The sequence below is a fragment of the Cupriavidus sp. U2 genome (assembly GCF_009663685.2).
Lineage (GTDB): Bacteria > Pseudomonadota > Gammaproteobacteria > Burkholderiales > Burkholderiaceae > Cupriavidus > Cupriavidus necator_C.
Window position 1 is genome coordinate 279,202 of the sequence record NZ_RCOG02000027.1, and the last position, 20,430, is coordinate 299,631.

Annotated in this window: 20 protein-coding genes; 8 read left to right on the forward strand and 12 right to left on the reverse strand. The window is 68.1% G+C overall.

The features are described 5' to 3' along the window. Positions 1–28: 28 nt before the first annotated feature. The gene (locus tag D9X30_RS20815; protein ID WP_153946108.1) at positions 29–1,441 is read left to right on the forward strand and encodes an FAD-binding oxidoreductase; all 1,413 of its coding nucleotides are present in this window, start codon (positions 29–31) and stop codon (positions 1,439–1,441) included. On the opposite strand, the gene D9X30_RS20820 is transcribed toward D9X30_RS20815, so the two are convergent. Then, positions 1,365–2,270 (reverse strand): EamA family transporter, encoded by a 906-nt coding sequence (locus tag D9X30_RS20820; RefSeq protein ID WP_153945969.1) that lies wholly within the window; start codon positions 2,268–2,270, stop codon positions 1,365–1,367. The genes D9X30_RS20815 and D9X30_RS20820 overlap by 77 nt on opposite strands. Before the next feature lie 218 nt (positions 2,271–2,488). Continuing rightward, positions 2,489–2,668 carry a CsbD family protein gene (locus tag D9X30_RS20825; protein WP_092598271.1) on the reverse strand — a complete coding sequence of 60 codons (180 nt, stop codon included), beginning with the start codon at positions 2,666–2,668 and terminating at the stop codon, positions 2,489–2,491. Between the two features lie 358 nt (positions 2,669–3,026). Between D9X30_RS20825 and D9X30_RS20830 the strand changes: the two genes are divergently transcribed. From D9X30_RS20830 to D9X30_RS20840, 3 genes are all read left to right on the forward strand, one after another. Continuing rightward, a complete protein-coding gene (locus tag D9X30_RS20830; protein WP_153945968.1) occupies positions 3,027–3,689 on the forward strand; it encodes an ABC transporter ATP-binding protein in 663 nt (220 codons plus the stop codon). Next, complete coding sequence (locus D9X30_RS20835; protein WP_153945967.1) at positions 3,686–4,483, forward strand: ABC transporter permease; 798 nt, start codon at positions 3,686–3,688, stop codon at positions 4,481–4,483. Before D9X30_RS20830 ends, D9X30_RS20835 begins: the two co-directional genes overlap by 4 nt. Positions 4,484–4,685: 202 nt before the next feature. Continuing rightward, on the forward strand, positions 4,686–5,741 hold the full coding sequence (locus D9X30_RS20840) for a porin (protein ID WP_153945966.1): 1,056 nt from the start codon (positions 4,686–4,688) through the stop codon (positions 5,739–5,741). Between the two features lie 95 nt (positions 5,742–5,836). Here D9X30_RS20840 and D9X30_RS20845 read toward each other — a convergent pair whose 3' ends face one another. The 3 genes from D9X30_RS20845 to D9X30_RS20855 are packed head-to-tail and all read right to left on the reverse strand — an operon-like array spanning position 5,837 to position 8,986. Next, a complete protein-coding gene (locus D9X30_RS20845) occupies positions 5,837–7,096 on the reverse strand; it encodes an MFS transporter (protein WP_153945965.1) in 1,260 nt (419 codons plus the stop codon). Position 7,097: 1 nt separating this feature from the next. Then, a complete protein-coding gene (locus D9X30_RS20850) occupies positions 7,098–7,601 on the reverse strand; it encodes a flavin reductase (protein WP_153945964.1) in 504 nt (167 codons plus the stop codon). An 11-nt stretch (positions 7,602–7,612) separates the two neighbouring features. Next, positions 7,613–8,986, reverse strand: a complete 1,374-nt coding sequence (locus D9X30_RS20855) for an LLM class flavin-dependent oxidoreductase (protein ID WP_153945963.1) — start codon at positions 8,984–8,986, stop codon at positions 7,613–7,615. Between the two features lie 152 nt (positions 8,987–9,138). Between D9X30_RS20855 and D9X30_RS20860 the strand changes: the two genes are divergently transcribed. Next, complete coding sequence (locus D9X30_RS20860) at positions 9,139–9,705, forward strand: helix-turn-helix domain-containing protein (protein ID WP_066741548.1); 567 nt, start codon at positions 9,139–9,141, stop codon at positions 9,703–9,705. Here the strand turns inward: D9X30_RS20860 and D9X30_RS20865 are convergent, their stop codons facing one another. From D9X30_RS20865 to D9X30_RS20885, 5 genes are all read right to left on the reverse strand, one after another. Beyond that, positions 9,706–10,491 carry a GntR family transcriptional regulator gene (locus D9X30_RS20865; RefSeq protein WP_153945962.1) on the reverse strand — a complete coding sequence of 262 codons (786 nt, stop codon included), beginning with the start codon at positions 10,489–10,491 and terminating at the stop codon, positions 9,706–9,708. A 96-nt stretch (positions 10,492–10,587) separates the two neighbouring features. Then, positions 10,588–11,454 carry an isocitrate lyase/PEP mutase family protein gene (locus tag D9X30_RS20870; RefSeq protein WP_502799661.1) on the reverse strand — a complete coding sequence of 289 codons (867 nt, stop codon included), beginning with the start codon at positions 11,452–11,454 and terminating at the stop codon, positions 10,588–10,590. Beyond that, complete coding sequence (locus D9X30_RS20875; protein WP_153945961.1) at positions 11,451–11,969, reverse strand: LeuD/DmdB family oxidoreductase small subunit; 519 nt, start codon at positions 11,967–11,969, stop codon at positions 11,451–11,453. The genes D9X30_RS20870 and D9X30_RS20875 overlap by 4 nt, the downstream gene beginning before the upstream one ends. Further along, positions 11,966–13,240: a 3-isopropylmalate dehydratase large subunit gene (locus tag D9X30_RS20880; protein WP_153945960.1), complete on the reverse strand. Its 1,275-nt coding sequence runs from the start codon at positions 13,238–13,240 to the stop codon at positions 11,966–11,968. Before D9X30_RS20880 ends, D9X30_RS20875 begins: the two co-directional genes overlap by 4 nt. Before the next feature lie 9 nt (positions 13,241–13,249). Next, on the reverse strand, positions 13,250–14,224 hold the full coding sequence (locus D9X30_RS20885) for a Bug family tripartite tricarboxylate transporter substrate binding protein (protein ID WP_153945959.1): 975 nt from the start codon (positions 14,222–14,224) through the stop codon (positions 13,250–13,252). A gap of 395 nt (positions 14,225–14,619) precedes the next feature. Between D9X30_RS20885 and D9X30_RS20890 the strand changes: the two genes are divergently transcribed. Continuing rightward, the gene (locus D9X30_RS20890; RefSeq protein WP_153945958.1) at positions 14,620–15,390 is read left to right on the forward strand and encodes a short-chain dehydrogenase/reductase; all 771 of its coding nucleotides are present in this window, start codon (positions 14,620–14,622) and stop codon (positions 15,388–15,390) included. Between the two features lie 223 nt (positions 15,391–15,613). On the opposite strand, the gene ilvD is transcribed toward D9X30_RS20890, so the two are convergent. Together ilvD and D9X30_RS20900 are read right to left on the reverse strand one after the other, a co-directional pair. After that, complete coding sequence (ilvD, locus tag D9X30_RS20895) at positions 15,614–17,473, reverse strand: dihydroxy-acid dehydratase (protein WP_153945957.1); 1,860 nt, start codon at positions 17,471–17,473, stop codon at positions 15,614–15,616. A 150-nt stretch (positions 17,474–17,623) separates the two neighbouring features. Beyond that, positions 17,624–18,061: an Lrp/AsnC family transcriptional regulator gene (locus tag D9X30_RS20900; protein WP_153945956.1), complete on the reverse strand. Its 438-nt coding sequence runs from the start codon at positions 18,059–18,061 to the stop codon at positions 17,624–17,626. Positions 18,062–18,202: 141 nt separating this feature from the next. Between D9X30_RS20900 and D9X30_RS20905 the strand changes: the two genes are divergently transcribed. Beyond that, positions 18,203–19,108, forward strand: a complete 906-nt coding sequence (locus tag D9X30_RS20905; protein ID WP_249641030.1) for a DMT family transporter — start codon at positions 18,203–18,205, stop codon at positions 19,106–19,108. 45 nt (positions 19,109–19,153) lie between these two features. Next, entirely contained in the window at positions 19,154–20,404 is a 1,251-nt protein-coding gene (locus D9X30_RS20910) for a serine hydrolase domain-containing protein (protein ID WP_153945955.1), read from the forward strand. Positions 20,405–20,430 lie beyond the last annotated feature (26 nt).

Genomic DNA, 20,430 nt, shown 5'->3' on the forward strand with positions numbered 1-20,430 from the left:
GCCCTCCCAGACCGACCTGCTGCAGGCCATGCTGGCCATCGTCGGCCCCAACGGCTGCCTGACCGCCGACGCCGACACCGAGCCGTACGTGACCGACTACCGCCGCATCTATCGCGGCAAGTCACCGCTGGTGGTCATGCCCGCCACCACCGAACAGGTCAGCCGCGTGATGGCGTGGTGCCATGAGCACAACGTGCCCGTGGTCCCGCAGGGCGGCAATACGTCGCTGATGGGCGGCGCCGTGCCCGACGACAGCGGCACGGCCGTAGTCATCAGCCTGAAGAAGATGAACCGCGTGCTGGCCATCGACACTGTCAACGACACGATGACCGTGGAGGCCGGCGTGACGCTGTCCGGCGCACGCGCCGCGGCCGACGATGCCCGCCGCCTGTTTCCGCTGCGCATCGGCTCGGAGGGCTCGTGCCAGATCGGCGGCAACCTGTCGACCAACGCAGGCGGCACGGCCGTGCTGCGCTACGGCAACATGCGCGATCTGGTGCTGGGCATCGAGGTGGTGCTGCCCGACGGGCGCATCTTTTCGTCGCTCAAGGGCCTGCGCAAGGACAACACAGGCTACGACCTCAAGCACCTGTTCATCGGCGCCGAAGGCACGCTCGGCATCATCACCGGCGCGGTGCTGAAGCTGATGCCACAGCCGCGCTCCACCGCCGTGGCCTTCGTGGCCGTGGACGGCCCGGAAGCCGCCGTCAAGCTGCTGGGCGAGGCCCGTGCGCTGTCGGGCGGCGCGGTCACGGCCTTCGAACTGATCTCGGCCCCGGCGCTGGACCTGGTGCTCGAATACCTGGGCGACGTGCCGTCGCCGCTGCCGGGGCGGCATGACTGGATGGTGCTGATCGAGCTGACATCGGGCACCGACGAGGAAACGCTCGGCGGCACGCTGATGGAAATCCTGGAATCCGGCCTGGGCAACGGCTGGGTCGTGGATGCCGCCGTGGCGTCGAGCCTGGCCGACGTGCAGCAGTTCTGGCGCATCCGCGAGGAAATCTCGGACGCCCAGACGCGCACCGGCGGCAGCATCAAGTGCGATATCTCGGTGCCGGTGTCGCGCATCGCGCAATTCATCGAGAAGGCGTCGGCCGAGGTGCTGGCGCTGGAGCCGGCCACCCGCATGGTGATCTACGGCCATATGGGCGACGGCAATGTCCACTTCAACCCGCTGCGCCCGAAAGACCGCGATGCCAGGGACTTCCTGGCGCAGTGGTACAAGCCCGTGTCGGATCTGGTCGACGGTCTGGCCCACGCCGAGAACGGCTCCATCTCGGCCGAGCACGGCATCGGCGTGGCCAAGCGCGACGACCTGGGCCGCTACAAGTCGCAGGTGGAGCTGGAGCTGATGTGGCAGGTCAAGCGCGCGCTCGATCCGAAGAACCTGTTGAACCCGGGGCGGGTGCTGCCACCGATCGCTGGGCCCGCTGACTGAGCCAAACCCCGCCGAGCACCAGCACCATGCCCGCGATCTGCGCCGTGCTCAGCGTCTGCCCCAGCACGATCCAGCCGATCAGCACCGCCGTGAGCGGGCTCAGGAACCCCAGCGTTGCCACGGCGCCGGGGCCCAGCCGCGCAATGCCCCGGACCCACAGCACATAGGTCAGCGCCGCGCCGATCACCGTCAGCCACGCCATGCCCAGCGCGTTGGCCAGCGTGGGCGTGGGCAGCGGCGGTTCCAGCCATAGCGCGAACGGCACCAGCAGGATGCCGCCCGCCGTCAGTTGCCAGGCCGTGAACGTCAGCGCCGGCACCGGCGGCTGCCAGCGGCGCGTGAGCACGGTGCCCAGCGCCATCGACACCGCGCCAGCCAGTCCGGCCGCCACGCCCACCGCATCCAGCGTGGCCTTCGGGGTCAGCACCAGCAACGCCACGCCCGCCAGCCCGGCCAGCGCCGCGGCAATCGCGCCCACCCGGATCGCCGATCCCAGCAACACACGCGACAGCGCGATCACGATCAGCGGCTGGATGGCGCCGAGCGTGGCCGCCACGCCACCGGGCAGCCGGTAGGCCGAGACGAACAGCATGGCCCAGAAGAACGAGAAATTGAGCGCGCCCAGCACCAGCAGCCTGGGCCACCAGCTCCGCGCTGGAAACTGCCGGCCCAGCAGCCAGAGCAGCATGCCCGCCGGCAGCGCACGCAGCGTGGCAACCGTCAGCGGATAGCCGGCCGGCAGCCAGTTGGTGGTCACAAGGTAGGTGGTGCCCCAGATGGCGGGCGCCAGCGCGGTCAGCAACAGGTCTGTCGAACGGCGTGTGGCCATGGGGATTCCCTTTGGGACCAGTGCAGGTGGATGAACACGATGATTGTGCGCACATTACAGCACCGCCCCGCCCGGCGGAAGCCGACGGATATGGAACACAGCATTTACCGCCCGTCATGAATCGGGCCACCATGAAGAAAGCGGGGCCGCAGCCCCGCTTTACGGTGATCGGGCGCCGCCAGTGGCTGGCGGCCCCCTGCCTCGCGCCGGATCAGACCCTAGCGCGGGTTCTTCTTCATGTCTTCCTTGGTATCGCCATAGCTGGCCTGCGTGCGGCCGGCCACCTGCTGGGCCTTGCCCTTCATTTCGGTGGAAGTCTTGCCGGTTACCTTGCCGGCCAGTTCCTTTGCCTTGCCCTTGGCCTCGTTCATGCGGCCCTTCACCTGGTCCTTGTTCATGATCGCACTCTCCTGATGGGTCGGTTCGTAGGGCGTCCGTCGTCCGCGCGCTGGCCCGGCTGACGGGCGCTGCGGCAGGCAACGGCGCTACTGGACAGTGTAGAAAGGGCACGGGAGCTGTCGTGTAGGACATGGCCGCAACAGGATGTCGGACGGTGCCAATGCGGTTCTCCCGGCGCCGGTGCGGCTGGCCCTTGCTCACGCCGCGTCGGCGCCCACAATGGGGGCAGGCCTGCGCATGCATCGCGCCCGAGGCCGCCTGACGTCAAACGATATGCCTCGCTTAATCCGCCATTCATCGAATGACGATACGCTTGCGGCACTCCGCCTTCCACCCGCCTTGCCCCCGCCCCGCTCCATGGACGGCCACCTGCATATCCACGACCTGACCGGCCACGGCCGCGGCCCTTATACGTTCGATGTGACGGGCGGCAAATGCACGGTGCTGTCAGGCCCCTCGGGCAGCGGCAAGAGCCTGCTGCTGCGCATGATTGCCGACCTCGATCCCAGCAATGGCAGCGTACACATCGGCAACACGCCGCGCGAGGCGCTGAGCGGGCCGGCGTGGCGACGCGAGGTGATCTATGTGGCGGCCGAATCGGGCTGGTGGGCCGACGACGTGCGCAGCCATTTCGACGACCTCGGTCCTGCCGACATCGCCGATGCCACCGGTCGCCCGGGCACACCCGGCACCGCCGATACCCGGCTTGCGCGACTGGCGCGCCGGCTCTGCCTGCGCGACGACATCCTGGCCGCGCGCGTCAGCCATCTGTCCACCGGAGAACGGCAGCGGCTGGCGCTGCTGCGGGCCATCGTCCGCCGGCCCCGCTTCCTGCTGCTCGACGAGCCCACCTCGGCTTTGGATCACGACACCACACTGGCCGTGGAAGCCGTGCTGCGCGAAGTCATGGCCGAGGGCGTCGGATTGCTGGTCGTTTCCCACAACACCGAACAGGCAGCGCGCCTGCAGCACGCGCACTGGCGCCTGTGCCCGTCCGGACTGGAGCCCCTGCACCCATGAACCCGATCCTGCTGACAACGGGAGACCTGACGCTGGCCAGTCTGCTGATCGTGGCCGGCGCGGCGCTGTCGCTGGCCATGTCGCTGGGCATCCATCGCGCCCTGCTCTGGGCCGCGGCCCGCATGGTGGTGCAACTGATGCTGGTAGGCCTGGTGCTGCGCGCGGTCTTTGCGCTGTCGTCGCCATGGCTCACGCTGCTGGTGGTGACGGCGATGATCTTCGCCGCGGCGCGTGAATCCGGCAGCCGGCTGGAGCGCCGCTTCGCGCCGCGCTGGCAGATGGCGATCGGGCTGGCGTCGGTCAGCGCCCCCACGCTGGTCATCACGGTGCTGGCCCTGCTCACCGCCCTGCGCCCCACGCCGTGGTACGACGCACGCCACGCGATTCCGCTGGCCGGCATCATCCTGGGCAACGCCATGAACGCGGCCAGCCTGACGCTGCACGCCACGCTCAACGCCGCGTGGCACCAGCGCCAGGCCATCGAAGCCAGGCTGGCCCTGGGGGAGGACCGCCATGCCGCCTTGCGTCCGATCCTGCGGCAGGCGGTGCGCGGCGGACTGCTGCCGACGATCAATACGATGGCGGCAGCGGGCATCATCACGCTGCCAGGCATCATGACCGGCCAGATCCTGGCCGGCATGGACGCGATGGACGCCGCGCGCTACCAGATCCTGCTGATGTCCCTGCTGGCCGGCGGCAGCCTGCTGGCCGTGGTGTCGGCCGGCTGGCTGGCCGTATGGCGCCTGACCGACGAGCGCCACCGCCTGCGCCTGGACCGCCTGCACGCGGCCTGAACCGCTACCCAACTGCAATATCCCTGACACCATTGACATGGCACTTCGTAGAACTGCCATGTAGTGACGCATTTCCGTGCAACAGTCTCATCTCGAATGAGAAAAATCTCACTCAGAGTGACGAAGAAGCGAGCCAAATCAAAGCTGAAAAATTCATGCCTTCCGATCATTGCGGATTCCTTCCCAACCTGGAGAACAAGGCATGAAACTGAAACTGGCAGCGGCTGCTGCAATCACGATGTTTGCCGCGGGCGCTCAGGCGCAGTCGAGCGTCACCCTGTATGGCGTGGCGGACGTCGGCGTGGAATACCTGAACCGCACCGCCGGCGACCACAGCAACGTGCGCATGCAGTCCGGCAACGGCATCACCACCGGCTCCTGGTGGGGCATGCGCGGCACGGAAGACCTGGGCGGCGGTCTCAAGGGCGTGTTCGTGCTGGAGAGCGGCTTCAACCTGGACACGGGCACATCGGCCAGTAGCCGCCTCTTCAACCGGCAGGCATTCGTGGGCCTGCAGGGCCGGTTCGGCGCCCTGATGCTGGGCCGCCAGCAGACGCCGATCTACGACTTCACGCTGGCGTTCGACCCGATGGCCGCCACCTCGCAATACTCGATCGTCAATCTGGACCCGTTCATGGCCAGCCGGGCCGACAACGCCATCCAGTACAAGGGCACGTTCGGCGGCCTGACGGCGGCGGCGCTGTACAGCTTAGGCTATGACAACAGCGCCCCGTTGGGCTTCGGCAGCGGCGAGGTGCCGGGCAACTACAAGAAGGGCCGCGAGTACGCCGCCAGCCTGCGCTACACGACGGGTCCGTTCGACGTCGGCGTGGTGTACGACCTGCGCCAGCCCGACACCGATATCAAGGACCAGCGCGCGTCCGTGGCCGGCAGCTACGCCTTCGGCCCGGCCAAGGTCTTTGCTGGCTATCGGTGGGAAAACCTGAGCGGTGCAGGCGCGGCCTTCAAGCACAGCAACATCTACTGGATCGGACTGGGCTACCAGGCCACGCCGGCACTGATGCTGAAGGGCGCGGTGTACTACAACGACTATGCCGAAACCAGCGCCGACCCGGTCGTCTTCGTCGCCACGGCCGACTACGCGTTCTCCAAGCGCACCAGCGCCTACCTGGACCTGGGCTACGCGTGGAACCGCACCGGCAAGGGCGTTGCATCGCGCGCCAGCCTGAGCGCCGACAACATCCGGGCGGGCGACAGCCAGTTCGGCGCGATGGTGGGGGTACGCCACCGCTTCTGACCCCGCCGCAAGACACTTTCCGATTTTGCCCGGCCGCGCGCCGGGCTTTTTTATATCGGCTTGCTCGAAAAACAGCCCGCGGACGTGCCGGCAATTCAGCGCCGGCCATCCGCCAGCTTCCGCGCATCGGGATGGCCGCGCAGCCGCCACATCGCCACGCAGCCAAGTGCCGGACCGATGGCCAGCATGCCGAAGCCGGCGCGCCAGCCCAGCCATTCGACCACGTCGGGCACCAGGTGGATGCTGGCCAGCGTCAGCAGGAAGCCGGCGCATGTCTGCGCCGTCAGAAGCGTGCCGATCGATGACGGTTCGGCCAGTTCGGTCACGCTGGCCGAGAACTGGGCGGAATCGGCGATGACCGACACGCCCCAGACCAGCGCCATCGTTACCAGCACCGCCATCGGTGCCGTATCGAGCCAGCCCATCAGCGCCGCGCAGCTTGCGCTGATGGCCATGGCGCCGATGGTGACGGCCGTGCGGCCCACGCGGTCGGCCAGCCATCCGCCCGCCCAGGCTCCCAGCGCGCCAATGGCAATCGCCGCGAAGGTCAGCAGTTCCGCCCGCCCACGCGCATCGGCCATGCCGCGTGCGGCAAACGTCTGCTGCAGGAACAGCGCCAGCCAGGCCCACATCGCATAAAGCTCCCACATGTGGCCCAGATAGCCCAGGTTGGCCAGGCGCACTGCGGGCTGGCGCCAGGCCTGCGCGATCTTGGTCGGGTCGATGCGTGCGGCCTTCCGGAGATTGGGGCCTATCGCCGCCATGCCGATCAGCAGCGCCGCGCCGGCCGCGCAGGCCGCCGCCACCGCGTAGATGGTACGCCAGTCGGGGCCGCCAGCAGCGGGCGTCAGCCACGCGGCCACCAGATGCGGACTGGCCGACCCGAGCGTCAGCGCGCCCACCAGCAACCCGATCAGCAGGCCCAGGTCAGCGCGCGCCCAGGTTGCCGCCAGCCGCATGCCCACCGGATAAACCCCGGCCATGCACATGCCCGTAATAAAACGCAACGTCACCACCGCGCCGCCCGTGGGCGCGATGAACGCGAGCATGCCCGTGGCCAGCGCCGCCACCAGGGCCGAGCCGGCGAACAGGCGGCGCAGGTCGTAGCGGTCGGGCAAGGACAGCAGCGCCGACATCAGCGTGCCGGCGACAAAGCCGAACTGCACGGCACTGGTCAGCAGCGCCTCGTCGAACGCCGAAATGGCCTCGGTGCGCTTGATCAGCGCCACGGCGGTGCTGGCAGAGAACCACACGCCCATCGCCGCCACTTCGGCCAGCAGCAGGATGGCGATCGAGAACAGCTTGCCGCGCTGGCGCTGCCGCACCGGCGCGGCCGCCGAAGTGGGTGCCGTCATCTCAGACGGCCGCCGGGTGTGCGACGGTGCCCACGGGATGGAAGTCGCGCCCGAAGTAGATCAGGCCCGCCTGGCCGCTGGCGCTTTGCGCGGCCTTGACGGCGCAGAAGAACACCGTATGCGTGCCGACTTCGGTTACCGACGTGATCTCGCAATCGAGCGCGCTGATGGCGCCATGCAGCACCGGCGCGCCCGTGGCCAGCTGCTGCCACTCCGCGCAGGCAAACCGCTCGTCCAGCGACAGGTCCCTGTCGGCAAAGCGCATGGCCACGTCGCGCTGTCCGGCGGCCAGCACATTCACGCAGAGCCGGCCGTTCTGGCGGATGACGGCGTTGTTGCGGCTGGACCGGTTGATGCAGACCAGCACGGTGGGCGGATCATCGGTAACCGGACAGACGGCGGACGCCGTGCAGCCGCCCAGCCCGGCCACGCCGTCCGTGGTGATGACGTTGACGGCGGCACCCAGGCCCGCCATCGCGTCGCGAAAAGTTGTCTTGTCTACCATGATGCGTCTGTCTATACCGGATTGGCGCCGGCTCCGCGATATTGCGCCGCCGCGTGGGTGGCTGGCAAGCGGGCCGTGCCGAACAGCTTGTCGCGATAGGTGCCCGGCTGGTACGCGGTCTTGTAGGCGCCGCGCTCCTGCAGCAGCGGCACCACCAGGTCGATCACGTCCTCGAAGCACTCCGGCACCACCGTGCGCGACAGGTTGAAGCCGTCCACGCCGGTCTCCTCGCTCCAGGCCATCAGCAGGTCTGCCACATGCCCGGCCGCGCCCACCCACGGCGGCTGGCGGCTGCCCAGCACCATCTGTTCCAGCAGCTTGCGGCGCGTCCATTGCGGGCCCGCGCTGCGCGTCATGGCTTCCACGTTCGACACGATGGCCTGGCTCTTGCCGGTATCGATCGGCTCGTCCAGGTCGTAGCGCGAGAAGTCGATGCCCAGCGACGCCGCCGCATGCACCAGCGCGGCCTCGGAACTGACGTAGCGCCGATATTCCTCGAACTTGTCGCGCGCCTCGGCGTCGGTGCGTCCCACCACCAGCGTGGCGCCCAGAAACACCTTCACGTCGTCGGCCTGCCGGCCGAGCTGCACGGCCTGCGCGCGGATGTCGTCGACGATTTCCTTCACGCCCTCCTTCTTCTGCCCGTTCACGAACACGCACTCGGCGTGCGTGGCGGCAAAGCGGCGGCCTCGCGTCGACGAACCGGCCTGGTACAGCACCGGCGTGCGCTGCGGCGACGGCGCGCACAGGTGCATCGCATCCACCTTGTACTGCGGGCCGCGATGATGGATCACGCGCACTTTTTCGGGATCGGCATAGACCCCGGCCGTGCGGTCGGCCACCACGGCACCGTCGTCCCAGCTGCCTTCCCAGAGTTTGTAGACCAGCGCCATGTACTCGTCGGCCAGGTCGTAGCGGTCGTCGTGTGCCACCTGGCCGTCGATGCCGATGGCCCGCGCCGCGCTGTCCAGATAGCCCGTGACGATGTTCCAGCCGATGCGCCCGCCGGTCAGGTGATCCAGCGTGGACATGCGGCGCGCGAACAGGAACGGCTGCTCGTAGGTCAGGTTGGCGGTCACGCCAAAGCCAAGGTGCCGGGTCACGGCCGCCATGGCCGGTATCACCAGCGTCGGGTCGTTGACCGGCACCTGCACCGCGCCGCGCAATGCGGCGTCGGGGCTGGCGCCATAGACGTCGTAGACGCCCACCACGTCGGCAAAGAAGATGCCGTCGAACAGGCCGCGCTCCAGCGTCTTCGCGTAGTCGATCCAGTACTGAAGTTCGGCGTAGCGGTGCGACTGGTCGCGCGGGTGGGTCCACAGGCCCTGCTGGATGTGGCCCACACAGTGCATGTCAAAGGCGTTCAGGCGGATTTCACGGGGCATGGGGGCGGCTCCGGGGAAAAGGGGCAGGTCTCATCTTCATCCACTATAGTGGACAAATGAGCATCATCGTGAGGATTTCAGGCCGAGGGTTAACCCGCGCCGGGCAATGCCGCTTCTATAATCGGACCACCTTTCCCAGCGCCTTCGCCACCATGAGCCGCCTGCCCGACGACCCCACCACCGCCATTTCCGCCCGCGTGCGCATCGAGCGCGAATCGCGCGGCTGGTCGCTGGCGGAGCTGGCGGACCGCTCCGGGGTATCCAAGGCGATGATCAGCAAGATCGAACGTGGCGAGGCCAGTCCCACGGCTACCGTGCTGGGACGCCTGTCAGGCGCGTTCGGGCTGCAACTCTCGATGCTGCTGGCGCTGGCCGAGCAGGCTGGCGAACGCCTGAGCCGCGCCGCCGAACAGCCGGTGTGGCAGGACCCGGAAACGGGCTACACGCGCCGTGCGGTGTCGCCGCGCAACGGCGGCATGCTCGAACTGGTGGAGGTGACGCTGCCCGGGCACGCGCGGGTATCGTATCCATCGTCGGCCTTCACGTTCCAGCATCAACAGATCTGGGTGCTCGATGGCACACTGGTCTTCGAGGAAGGCGAACTGGCGCACACGCTCGCCGCCGGCGACTGCCTGCAGCTCGGGCCGCCCGCGCCCTGCACGTTCATCAATCCGGGCCCGGACGCCTGCGTATACGTGGTGGCGCTGGTGCGCCGCTGATCAGGACTGGTCGGCGTCGATCCACACGCGCGTCGACGCCCCCGCGCGCGTCAGCCGCATCTGGTACGTATAGCGTTCGGGGTGGTAGAGCCCGACCAGGAACTGCACCGGGCGGCCGTTCGCGTCGGATGCCACGCGCGACACGCGCAGCAACGGCACGCCGGGCGCGATGCGGAAGATACGGGCCACGTCCAGGTCGGCCACGGCAGCGCCCAGCGTCTGATCGGCCGAGACCACCTCCACGCCGTGCTGCGCCAGCGCCACCAGCATCGGCGTGTCCTGCAGCGTATGGCGGTCCAGCGCCGCCGCCAGATCGTCGGGCACGAACACTTCGGTATAGGAAATGGGCTGCGCCTTGAACTTGCGCACCCGCACCACCTTGAGCACGGGTGCGCCGGGCGGCAAGTCCAGTGCGGCGCTGACGGCGGCGGGCGCCGCCATGCGCTTCCATTCCAGCACCTGCACGCGCGTACGCATGCTGACGCTGACGATGTTGTCGAGCAGGCCGCCTCGCACGGTCTGCACGGCGGTCTCGGCCTGCGCCACGTTGCGCGCGGTCGGCACCGTGCCCTTGCCGCGCAACCGCATCACCAGGCCTTCTTCCTGCAATCGCGCCAGAGCCGACCGCACGGTCACGCGCGCCACGCCGAACTCCTCGGCCAGCTGGCGTTCGCCGGGCAGCGGCAGGCCGGCTGCGTAGTGACCGCCGCGAATGCGCTCGCGCAGGATCAGGCGAACCTGCTGGAAACGCGGCAGCGAGGTCAGCGGGGCGTGGGCATCGAGCATCGGGCGGGGGCAATCAGGCGGGTGGACCGGGAACTCCGGGCGATGCCGCCACGGTACGCGTGCCGCCCCGGTCAGGCAAGCACGCGTCGCGTCGGGTCATTCGTACTGCTTGCCCAGCGCCAGCATTTCCGGCGTGCCGATGACATCATTGAGCGCCTGGAACGACAGCATCCTGTCCAGGTACGGCGTGGTGGTACCGTTGGCGTGCAGGCTGGCCAGGTAGTCGCGCAATGCAAAACTCAGCGCACGCACGGTGCCGCCCGGGAAGATCACGATGCGGAAGCCGATTGCCTCCAGTTCGGCGGCCGGCAGCACGGGCGTCTTGCCGCCTTCCACCATGTTGGCCAGCAGCGGCGCGCGGGCGCCAAGGCGGGCGATCGCTGTGGCCATGTCCTCGCGGCTGCGCAGGGCCTCCACGAAAAGCACATCGGCGCCGGCTTCGGCGTACTGCCCGGCGCGCGCCAGCGCGGCGTCCATGCCCTCCACGGCAACGGCGTCGGTGCGCGCGATGATCAGCGTATTGTCGTCGCGCCGCGCATCGCAGGCGGCGCGGATCTTGCCGGCCATCTCCGCGGCGCTGACAACGGTCTTGCCATCCAGATGACCGCAGCGCTTGGGCATCGACTGGTCTTCGAACTGGATGGCGGTGGCGCCAGCACGTTCCAGCACGCGCACGGTCTGCATCACGTTCAGCGCATTGCCAAACCCAGTGTCGGCGTCCACGATCAGCGGCAGCGCGGGGCAACGTTCGCGGATATTGCGCGTGACCGATGCCACGTCTTCCAGCGACAGGAAGCCGATATCGGGCCGCCCCAGCCGCGTGTAGGCGATGCTGGCGCCGGACAGGTAGGCGGCCTGGAAGCCGGCCTGTTCGACCAGCAGGGCCGAAAACGCGTCGTAGACGCCCGGTGCGGTCACGATGCCGGTGCCTTGCAGGCGTTGCTTCAGCGTCATTGCACTCATTGCACTCCCTCTTTGACCGAAAGTTGGCCCGACGCGATCCGGCGCGCCAGGTGCGGGACCAGTCCGCCATCGCGGATCATGGCCACCAGATGCGGGGGCACCGGTTCGCACTGCAGCGCCGGCGCGTTGTCAATATAGACCTGGGCCGTGTCGATCTCGCATCCCGCGCGCTGGCCGGGCGTCACCGGCGGCAGCGCCGGGCAGGTCAACAACGGCAGCCCGAGGTTGAATCCATTGCGGTAGAACAGGCCGGCAAACGACGGGGCCACCACCGCCACCACGCCCAGGTGGCGCAATACCTCGACCGCCTGCTCGCGCGACGATCCCGCGCCAAAGTTGCGCCCGCCAAAGACGATGTCGCCGGGGCGCACCTGTGCCGCGAACGACGGGTCCACGGATTCCAGGCAATGGCGCGCAATCTCTTCGATGCCAAACTTCATGTAGGCGCCCGGCGCCAGGAAATCGGTATTGATATCGTCACCGAACACCCAGGCCCGGCCGGAAAAACGACTCATGCCAGCACCTCCCGTGGATCGGCAATGCGGCCGGCAATGGCCGAAGCGGCCACCGTGTATGGCGAGCCCAGGTAGACCTGCGACGATGCCGCGCCCATGCGGCCCTTGAAATTGCGGGCCGTGGCGCTGATCACCACGCTGTCTTTGCCAAACCGGTGCTCGCCGTAGCCCGCGCAGGCGCCACAGGCGTTGGGCAGCAGCTCGGCGCCGGCATCGGTCAGCGCGGCCAGCGTGCCTTCCTGCGCGGCGCGCTGCTGGTCGGCGGCAGTGGCGGGCGCCACCAGCAGCCGCGTGCCCCGTGCCACGCGCCTGCCGCGCAGCACCTGTGCCGCCATGCGCAGGTCGTCCAGCTTGGCGCCGGTGCAGGCACCGATATAGGCGATGTCGATGTCCACGCTGCCGAACGTGCCCACGTCGTCGGCGTTGGCCGGCGTGTGCGGCCGCGACACCTGCGGCGCCAGCGTCGCGGCATCGAAGTCATGCACCGCCAGGCAGGCCGCGTCGGCGTCCGACTGCCAGCCATCGATCTCGATGGCATCGGCCGGCGCACCGGCGGCCAGCAGCCAGTCTCGCGTGGTGGCGTCGGGGGCGATGAGCCCCACCTGCCCGCCCAGTTCGGCGGTCATGTTCGACAGCGTCATGCGTTCCTGCATCGACAGCGCCGACACGGCGTCGCCGGTGTACTCCACGGCCTGGTACTGGCCGCCGTCCATGCCGAAGCGCGTGCACATGCGCAGCATCATGTCCTTGGCCGAGACTCCGGCGCCCAGGCGGCCATGCCAGCGCATGCGGATGGTCTGCGGCACGCGCACCCAGATCTCGCCGGTCACCAGCACGCCCAGCATCTCGGTGGCGCCGATGCCGAACATGTAGGCACCGAACGCACCGCCGGTGGACGAATGGCTGTCGCCGCCCACCGCGAACATGCCCGGGCGCAGATAGCCCTTCTGCGGCACCACCACATGGCAGATGCCCTCCATGTCGTGGAAGCGCGCCACGCCTTCGTCGCGCGCCCAGTCGCGCGCGATCTGCACGATCCTGCGGCTGTCGGCGTCATGCGCGGGCACGTAGTGGTCGGTGACCAGCACCACCTTGTCCGGATCCCACACCTTCGCGCCGAGCTTTTCGAGCATCGGCTTCACGCGGCGCGGGCCGCTGGAGTCATGCATCATCGCCAGATCCACGCGACACGTGACAATCTCGCCGGGCGCCACGTCCGCCCGGCCCGCGGCCCTGGCCAACAGTTTTTGCGCCAATGTCTGGCCCGTCATTGCTATTCCTCACTCGACTTTGGTACCGGACGCCTGGATCACCTTGGCCCAGTGCTGGATGTCGCTGCGCACGAACGCGCCGAACGCCTGCGGCGTCATGCTGACGGCCGTGGCGGCTTCGGTCTCCATGCGCTTCTTGTAGGCCGGGTCTTCGACGGCCACCTTCACCGCGCGATAGAGCTGGTCCGTGACGGCCGGCGGCAACTGGGCCGGGCCGAACAGACCGAACCACGCCGACGACTCGAAGCCCTTCACGGTCTGGCCGATCGGCGGCACACCCGGGAACTGCGGCAGTGCGTCCCGGCTGCTGACGCCCAGGAACTTCAGCGCGCCCGACTTCAGGTGCGGCAGCACGTTCACGGTGCTGGCGAACATCAGGTCCACGGTGTTGTTGCCCAGTACATCGGTCAGCGCCGGGTTGGTCCCCTTGTACGGGATGTTCACGATGTCGGTGCCGGTAGCCGGCTTGAACTGCTCGCTGGCCAGATGCAGCGACGAGCCCTGCGCGCCAATCGCAAAGGTGAGCTTGCCGGGGTACTTCTTCGCGTAGGCGATCAGCCCTGCCGTGTTGTCGAACGGCACGCCCTTGCGGGCCACCAGCACGCTGGGCACGCGCGCCACCATGGTGATCGGCGTGAAGTCCTTGACCGGATCGAACGGCAGGTTCTTGTAGAGCGACGCGTTGATGGTATGGCCGGTAAAGCTCATCAGCAGCGTGCTGCCGTCCGGCGTGGCGCGCGCCACATATTGCGCGGCGATATTGCCGCCAGCGCCGGGCCGGTTGTCCACCACCACCGTGCGGTGCAGCGTGTCGCCCAGCGAGCGGGCAATCAGGCGTGCCAGTGCGTCGGTGGTGCCGCCGGCCGGGCTGCCCACCACGATCGTGATCGGCTTGTCCTGCGCCGCCGCGCGCTGGACCGGGGCCAATATGGCAAACAAGGCCAGCGTCGCGCCGGCCAACAGCTTTCTTCGACTGATCAACATCCGTGTCTCCGCCTCTGTGTACTTCCTGTGGGGTTCAGGCGGACTCTATGCCCCATGGCCCGGTCACTCAATGGAACCAGCTGGTCCTATCCACGGGACCAGTCAGCGCAATGGATGTACAGACATTGTCTGCCCCCGCATGGCGGGCATCCAGGTTCACGCCGCGCCGGCGCCGTCCGAAAGCGCGCCATGGTACACAGACATGGCGCAAGTCAATACAACGGAATGCGAAGGGGATGTCGGGACGAGACGCGAGAGCGCCGCCCGCACAGGGCGCCGACCAACGGAACGTGGCGTAGTGAGCGCCTGCGGCCGAGCCGTAACCGGCGTACGATGCAGCATCTTCGACGTCACGCAGCCGGCGCGTCCGCCGGCACTCCACGGAGCACGCATTCATGGATCTGCATCTGCAAGGCAAGTCAGTGTTCATCACGGGCGGCACGCGCGGCATCGGCCTGGCCTGCGCCCGGACCTTCGCGGCCGAAGGGGCCGGCGTCACCATTGCGGGCACCACGGCCGAATCCGTCGGTCGTGCGCAACGCACGCTGAAAGACCAGCACGGCATCGACGTCGAGACCTTTGTGGGCGACCTGTCGCAAGCCGATGTCCGCGAACGGCTCGCGCCGGCGTTCGACCTCATCGACATCCTTGTCAACAACGCCGGCGCGATTCCGGGCGGCGGCCTGACGGCCATGAGCGAACAGCAATGGCGCCAGGCGTGGGACCTGAAGGTGTTCGGCTATATCGACCTGTCGCGGATGGCCCTGCCGCGCATGATGGCGCGCGGTGCCGGCGTGATCGTCAATGTGATTGGCATCGCCGCCGAGATGCCCCGATACGACTATCTTTGTGGCGCCGCGGGCAACGCCGCGCTATCGACCTTCACGCGCGCCGTGGGCGCCCATGCCACGTCGCGCGGCGTGCGCGTGGTGGGTGTCAATCCCGGGCCCACCGAGACCGACCGGCTGGTCACGCTCTACAAGGCCCGTGCCAAACAGAAGTTCAACGACGAATCGCGCTGGCAGGAAATGCTGGAGCACCTGCCCTTCGGCCGCGCCGCCCGTGCCGACGAGATGGCCGACCTGGTGGTGTATCTGGCGTCGGCGCGCGCGTCGTACCTGAGCGGCGTGGTCGTCGATGCCGATGGAGGCGCGCGGTACGCGTGACGCTGGCCCGGGGCGCTGGCCTTTCCGTCGGGCGGCGCGCCCGGCGTCTTCATGACCGGACACTACCGGGGGGGCGTGCCGGCCCGCGCCAGCAGCGCGTTCCACACGTTGGCGCATCAGAGCCCTGCCGGCTGAAACGGGGCCCGATGCAAAAACGCCGCGCGTCCCGACTGGCGGGGCGTGCGGCGTTGCGCGATCGAGCGGGCCACGCGGGCCCGGCAGATCAGTCGTCGAGCAGCGACAGGTCGCGCACGGCGCCCTTGTCGGCCGACATCACCAGCTTGGCATAGGCCTTGAGCGCGGCCGACACCTTGCGCGGACGCGCCTTGGCCGGCTTCCAGCCACGGGCGTCCTGCTCGGCACGGCGGGTGGCCAGTTCCTCGTCCGACACCACCACGTTGATCGTGCGGTTGGGAATGTCGATGCGGATCTTGTCGCCATCGCGCACCAGGCCGATGGCGCCGCCGGCCGCCGCCTCGGGCGAGCAGTGGCCGATCGACAGGCCCGACGTGCCGCCCGAGAAGCGGCCGTCCGTCAGCAACGCGCACGCCTTGCCCAGGCCCTTGGACTTGATGTAGCTGGTCGGGTACAGCATTTCCTGCATGCCCGGGCCGCCCTTCGGGCCTTCGTAGCGCACGATCACCACGTCGCCGGCCTTGACCTTGTCGTTCAGGATGTTCTCGACCGCCTCGTCCTGCGACTCGGTCACGTGGGCGGTGCCCTCGAACACCAGGATGCTTTCGTCCACGCCGGCGGTCTTCACCACGCAGCCGTCCAGCGCGATATTGCCGGTCAGCACGGCCAGGCCGCCTTCCTTCGAGAACGCGTGTTCGTACGAGCGGATGCAGCCCTCGGCGCGGTCCAGGTCCAGGCTCGGCCAGCGCGTGTTCTGGCTGAACGCCACCTGCGTGGGGATGCCTGCCGGGCCGGCCATGTAGAACGTGCGCACGGCTTCGTCCTGCGTGCGGACGATGTCCCACTGGTCCAGCGCGTCCTTGAGCGTGGGCGTATGCACGGTCGGCACGTCGGTGTGCAGCTTGCCGGCGCGGTCCAGCTCGCCCAGGATGGCCATGATGCCGCCGGCGCGATGCACGTCCTCGATGTGGTACTTGTTGGTGTTCGGCGCCACCTTGCAGAGCTGCGGCACCGAGCGCGACATGCGGTCGATGTCGGCCATCGTGAAGTCGATCTCGGCTTCACGGGCAATCGCCAGCAGGTGCAGGATGGTGTTGGTGGACCCGCCCATGGCGATGTCCAGCGTCATGGCGTTCTCGAACGCCTTGAAGCCCACCGAACGCGGCAGCACGCGCTCGTCGTTCTGCTCGTAGTACATGCGGGCCAGATCGACGATGCGCTGGCCGGCGCGCTTGAACAGCTGTTCGCGGTCGGCGTGCGTGGCCACCACGGTGCCGTTGCCCGGCAGCGACAGGCCCAGCGCCTCGGTCAGGCAGTTCATCGAGTTGGCCGTGAACATGCCCGAGCACGAGCCGCACGTGGGGCAGGCCGAACGCTCGACCTGCGCCACATCCTCGTCCGAGTACGACGGGTCGGCGGCCATCACCATGGCGTCCACCAGGTCGAGCTTCTTCAGTTCGATGGTCTTGGTCACCGGGTTGGCCAGGCGCGTCTTGCCGGCTTCCATCGGGCCGCCCGACACGAAGATCACGGGGATGTTCAGGCGCATGGCGGCCATCAGCATGCCCGGGGTGATCTTGTCGCAGTTCGAGATGCACACCATGGCGTCGGCGCAGTGGGCATTGACCATGTATTCCACCGAATCCGCGATGATGTCGCGGCTGGGCAGCGAATACAGCATGCCGTCGTGGCCCATGGCGATGCCGTCGTCCACGGCGATGGTGTTGAATTCCTTGGCCACGCCGCCGGCAGCTTCGATCTCGCGCGCGACAAGCTGGCCCAGATCCTTCAGGTGGACGTGGCCCGGCACGAACTGGGTGAACGAATTGACCACCGCGATGATCGGCTTCTGGAAGTCTTCGTCTTTCATGCCGGTGGCGCGCCACAGCGAGCGCGCACCTGCCATGTTGCGGCCGGCGGTGGAGGTCTTGGAACGGTATGTGGGCATTGTGGGTGCTTGTAAATAACGCAAACGCAGCGGCCCACAGCGGATCGACAGGGCCAGGACAAACCCGTGCGGGCGGCCTTGTGAGCCGGGCGCCGGGCAAAGCTGGGGATTATCCCACAGCCCCTGCCCGGGTTGTGTACCGGTCTGGGGCTACAGCGGCGGGAGTCTTCGCTTGACCGGCTGCGACTTGACGATGGCCGAACTGGTCTCGGCCATCTCGGTGATCTGCTCCAGGATATGGTCGAGGTGCTCGATAGATCGCAAATACAGCCGGCCGATAAAACAGTCGTCGCCGGTCACCTTGTCGCATTCGGCGAATTCGGGGATGGCTTCGATCAGCTTCTGCACCGCCTGCAGCTTGCCGGGCAGCGGCCTGATGCGGACGATGGCCTGCATCGGAAAGCCGAGCGTGCGCGGTTCCACATCGACCGTGAAGCCGCGGATCACGCCACGGTCCTCCAGCCGGCGCAGCCGTTCCGACGCGCCGGGGGACGACAGGCCCACCTGCTCGGCCAGCGCTTTTACCGGCATGCGGGCGTCCTGCTGCAGCAGGACCAGGATGCGGCGGTCGATATCGTCAAGCGACATAAGGTATTTTCCTGAGAACGCCTTACAAAATAAAAAAGAAAGCGGAAACGGCCTGCATTTTCGACTGTGGATTGTAGGCCAGAGGCCTTAAACTGCAACCCTCATTTTGCAACGATGCACGCACAGGGACAGGAGATAGCCGTGGACGACAGAACGCGGGGCATGCTGGAAATGGTGGCGGCGATGGTGATCTCGGGCACCATCGGCTGGCTGGTGGTGGTATCGGGGCGGCCGGTCACCCAGGTGGTGTTCTGGCGGTGCGCCTTCGGCGCGGTGGTGCTGGTGCCGGTCTGCCTGGCGCGCGGTTACCTGCGGCCGGGCGGCATCTCGCTGCGCCAGGCGCTGCTGGCGGTGGCCGGCGGCGTGGCCATCGTCGCCAACTGGCTGCTTCTGTTTTCGGCCTACGAAGGCGCATCGATCTCGATTGCCACGGCGGTGTACAACACCCAGCCGTTCATGCTGGTGGCGCTGGGCGCGCTGTTCCTGGGCGAACGCCTGACCGTGGCCAAGGTGGCGTGGCTGCTGCTGGCGTTCGGCGGCATGCTGCTGATCGTGCAGGGCAAGCCCGGCGCTGGCGCGGCGCATGGCAACTACCTGCTGGGCATCGGGCTGGCACTGGGCGCGGCGTTCTTCTACGCGCTGGCGGCGCTGATCGCCAAGCAGCTCAAGGGCGTGCCGCCGCACCTGATCGCGCTGATTCACGTGCTGGTGGGCACCGTCATGCTGCTGCCGATGGCGCTGCGTGCCGACCTGCCGGCCGGCGCCCTGCCCTGGGCCACGCTGGCGACCATGGGCTTTGTCCATACCGGGCTGATGTACATCCTGCTGTATGGCGCGATCCAGAAGCTGCCCACGCACCTGACAGGCGCCCTGTCGTTCATTTATCCTATCGTGGCCATTCTGGTGGACCGGCTGGCCTTCGGACATCATCTGCTCCTGTCGCAAATCGGCGGGGCGGCGTTGATCCTGCTGGCCGCTGCGGGCATGACGCTGGGATGGCCCTGGCGCGGAATGCTGCCGTGGGGAGCGCGCAAGCCCTCCGCCTGACGGCGGCCCGCGCCCCGACTTCAAATCTGACAGGGAGGCGCGCAGATGCAGCAGACGCAGGGGATGTCGCGGGATCGGCTGGACCGGATCGGACGCTTTATCGACGAGACCTACGTCGCCACCGGCAAGCTGCCGGGCGCGCTGGTGCAGGTCTGGCGGCGCGGCGAACTGGCCTTGAACGCGGTGCTGGGCCAGGCCGACCGCGAGCGGCAGGTGCCGCTGGCCGAGGACTCCATTTTCCGCATCTATTCCATGACCAAGCCGATCACGTCGGTGGCCATCATGATGCTGGTGGAGGAATGCAGGATCGCCCTCGACGACCCGGTCAGCAAGTACATCCCGGCCTGGGAAAAACTGGGCGTGTTCGCGGGCGGCTTCATGGAGAGCTTCCAGACCCGCCCGCCCGCGCGGCCGATGCTGGTGGTGGACCTGCTGCGCCATACCTCCGGCCTGACCTACGGCTTCCAGCAGAACAGCAACGTCGACGCGGCCTACCGCAAGCTGAAAATCGGCGAACTGGCCACCGACGGCACGCTCGACGACATGATCGAGAAGCTGGCCACACTGCCGCTGGAATTCTCGCCCGGCGAGGCCTGGAACTACTCGGTGGCCACCGACGTGCTGGGCTACCTGGTCGGCAAGATCAGCGGCATGCCGTTCGACACCTTCCTGAAACAGCGGATTTTCGATCCGCTGGGCATGGTCGATACCGGCTTCCACGTACCCGCGCACAAAGCCGCCCGGTTCTGCGCGTGCTACGCGGTCGGTGCGCTCGGTTCCAAGGTGATCTCGCCGCGCGGCCCGATGCTGCAGGACGATCCGCAGACCAGCCCCTACCTGCAGCCGCCCGGCTTCCTGTCGGGAGGCGGCGGCCTGGTATCGACGGCCGCCGACTACATGCGCTTTGCCCGCATGCTGCTGAACGGCGGCGAACTCGACGGCGTACGCCTGCTCGGCCCCAAGACGCTGGCGCTGATGACGGCCAACCACCTGCCCGGCGGGGTGGACCTGCCGCGCCTGTCGCGCTCGATGTTCAGTGAAGCCACCTACGAAGGCGTGGGCTTCGGCCTGGGCTTCGCCACCACCATCGTGCCGGCCAGCACGCTGATTCCGGGCAGCGCCGGCGACATGTTCTGGGGCGGCGCCGCCAGCACGTTCTTCTGGGTCGATCCGAAAGAAGACCTGATCGGCCTGTTCCTGACCCAGCTGCTGCCGTCGTCGGCCTACCCGGTGCGCCGCCAGCTGCGCACGCTGGTCTACAGCGCGATCACGGAAGCGGGGCCCGCACCGCGCTAGCCCGGCTGCCCGCGCCCGGGCGGCCC

Excerpts from the sequence above, each read along its gene's own strand:
- D9X30_RS20815 (WP_153946108.1), top strand. The coding sequence starts at position 29 with ATGCTGGCCATCGTCGGCCCCAACGGCTGCCTGACCGCCGACGCCGAC.
- D9X30_RS20820 (WP_153945969.1), bottom strand. The coding sequence starts at position 2,270 with ATGGCCACACGCCGTTCGACAGACCTGTTGCTGACCGCGCTGGCGCCC.
- D9X30_RS20825 (WP_092598271.1), bottom strand. The coding sequence starts at position 2,668 with ATGAACAAGGACCAGGTGAAGGGCCGCATGAACGAGGCCAAGGGCAAG.
- D9X30_RS20830 (WP_153945968.1), top strand. The coding sequence starts at position 3,027 with ATGGACGGCCACCTGCATATCCACGACCTGACCGGCCACGGCCGCGGC.
- D9X30_RS20835 (WP_153945967.1), top strand. The coding sequence starts at position 3,686 with ATGAACCCGATCCTGCTGACAACGGGAGACCTGACGCTGGCCAGTCTG.
- D9X30_RS20840 (WP_153945966.1), top strand. The coding sequence starts at position 4,686 with ATGAAACTGAAACTGGCAGCGGCTGCTGCAATCACGATGTTTGCCGCG.
- D9X30_RS20845 (WP_153945965.1), bottom strand. The coding sequence starts at position 7,096 with ATGACGGCACCCACTTCGGCGGCCGCGCCGGTGCGGCAGCGCCAGCGC.
- D9X30_RS20850 (WP_153945964.1), bottom strand. The coding sequence starts at position 7,601 with ATGGTAGACAAGACAACTTTTCGCGACGCGATGGCGGGCCTGGGTGCC.
- D9X30_RS20855 (WP_153945963.1), bottom strand. The coding sequence starts at position 8,986 with ATGCCCCGTGAAATCCGCCTGAACGCCTTTGACATGCACTGTGTGGGC.
- D9X30_RS20860 (WP_066741548.1), top strand. The coding sequence starts at position 9,139 with ATGAGCCGCCTGCCCGACGACCCCACCACCGCCATTTCCGCCCGCGTG.
- D9X30_RS20865 (WP_153945962.1), bottom strand. The coding sequence starts at position 10,491 with ATGCTCGATGCCCACGCCCCGCTGACCTCGCTGCCGCGTTTCCAGCAG.
- D9X30_RS20870 (WP_502799661.1), bottom strand. The coding sequence starts at position 11,454 with ATGAGTGCAATGACGCTGAAGCAACGCCTGCAAGGCACCGGCATCGTG.
- D9X30_RS20875 (WP_153945961.1), bottom strand. The coding sequence starts at position 11,969 with ATGAGTCGTTTTTCCGGCCGGGCCTGGGTGTTCGGTGACGATATCAAT.
- D9X30_RS20880 (WP_153945960.1), bottom strand. The coding sequence starts at position 13,240 with ATGACGGGCCAGACATTGGCGCAAAAACTGTTGGCCAGGGCCGCGGGC.
- D9X30_RS20885 (WP_153945959.1), bottom strand. The coding sequence starts at position 14,224 with ATGTTGATCAGTCGAAGAAAGCTGTTGGCCGGCGCGACGCTGGCCTTG.
- D9X30_RS20890 (WP_153945958.1), top strand. The coding sequence starts at position 14,620 with ATGGATCTGCATCTGCAAGGCAAGTCAGTGTTCATCACGGGCGGCACG.
- ilvD (WP_153945957.1), bottom strand. The coding sequence starts at position 17,473 with ATGCCCACATACCGTTCCAAGACCTCCACCGCCGGCCGCAACATGGCA.
- D9X30_RS20900 (WP_153945956.1), bottom strand. The coding sequence starts at position 18,061 with ATGTCGCTTGACGATATCGACCGCCGCATCCTGGTCCTGCTGCAGCAG.
- D9X30_RS20910 (WP_153945955.1), top strand. The coding sequence starts at position 19,154 with ATGCAGCAGACGCAGGGGATGTCGCGGGATCGGCTGGACCGGATCGGA.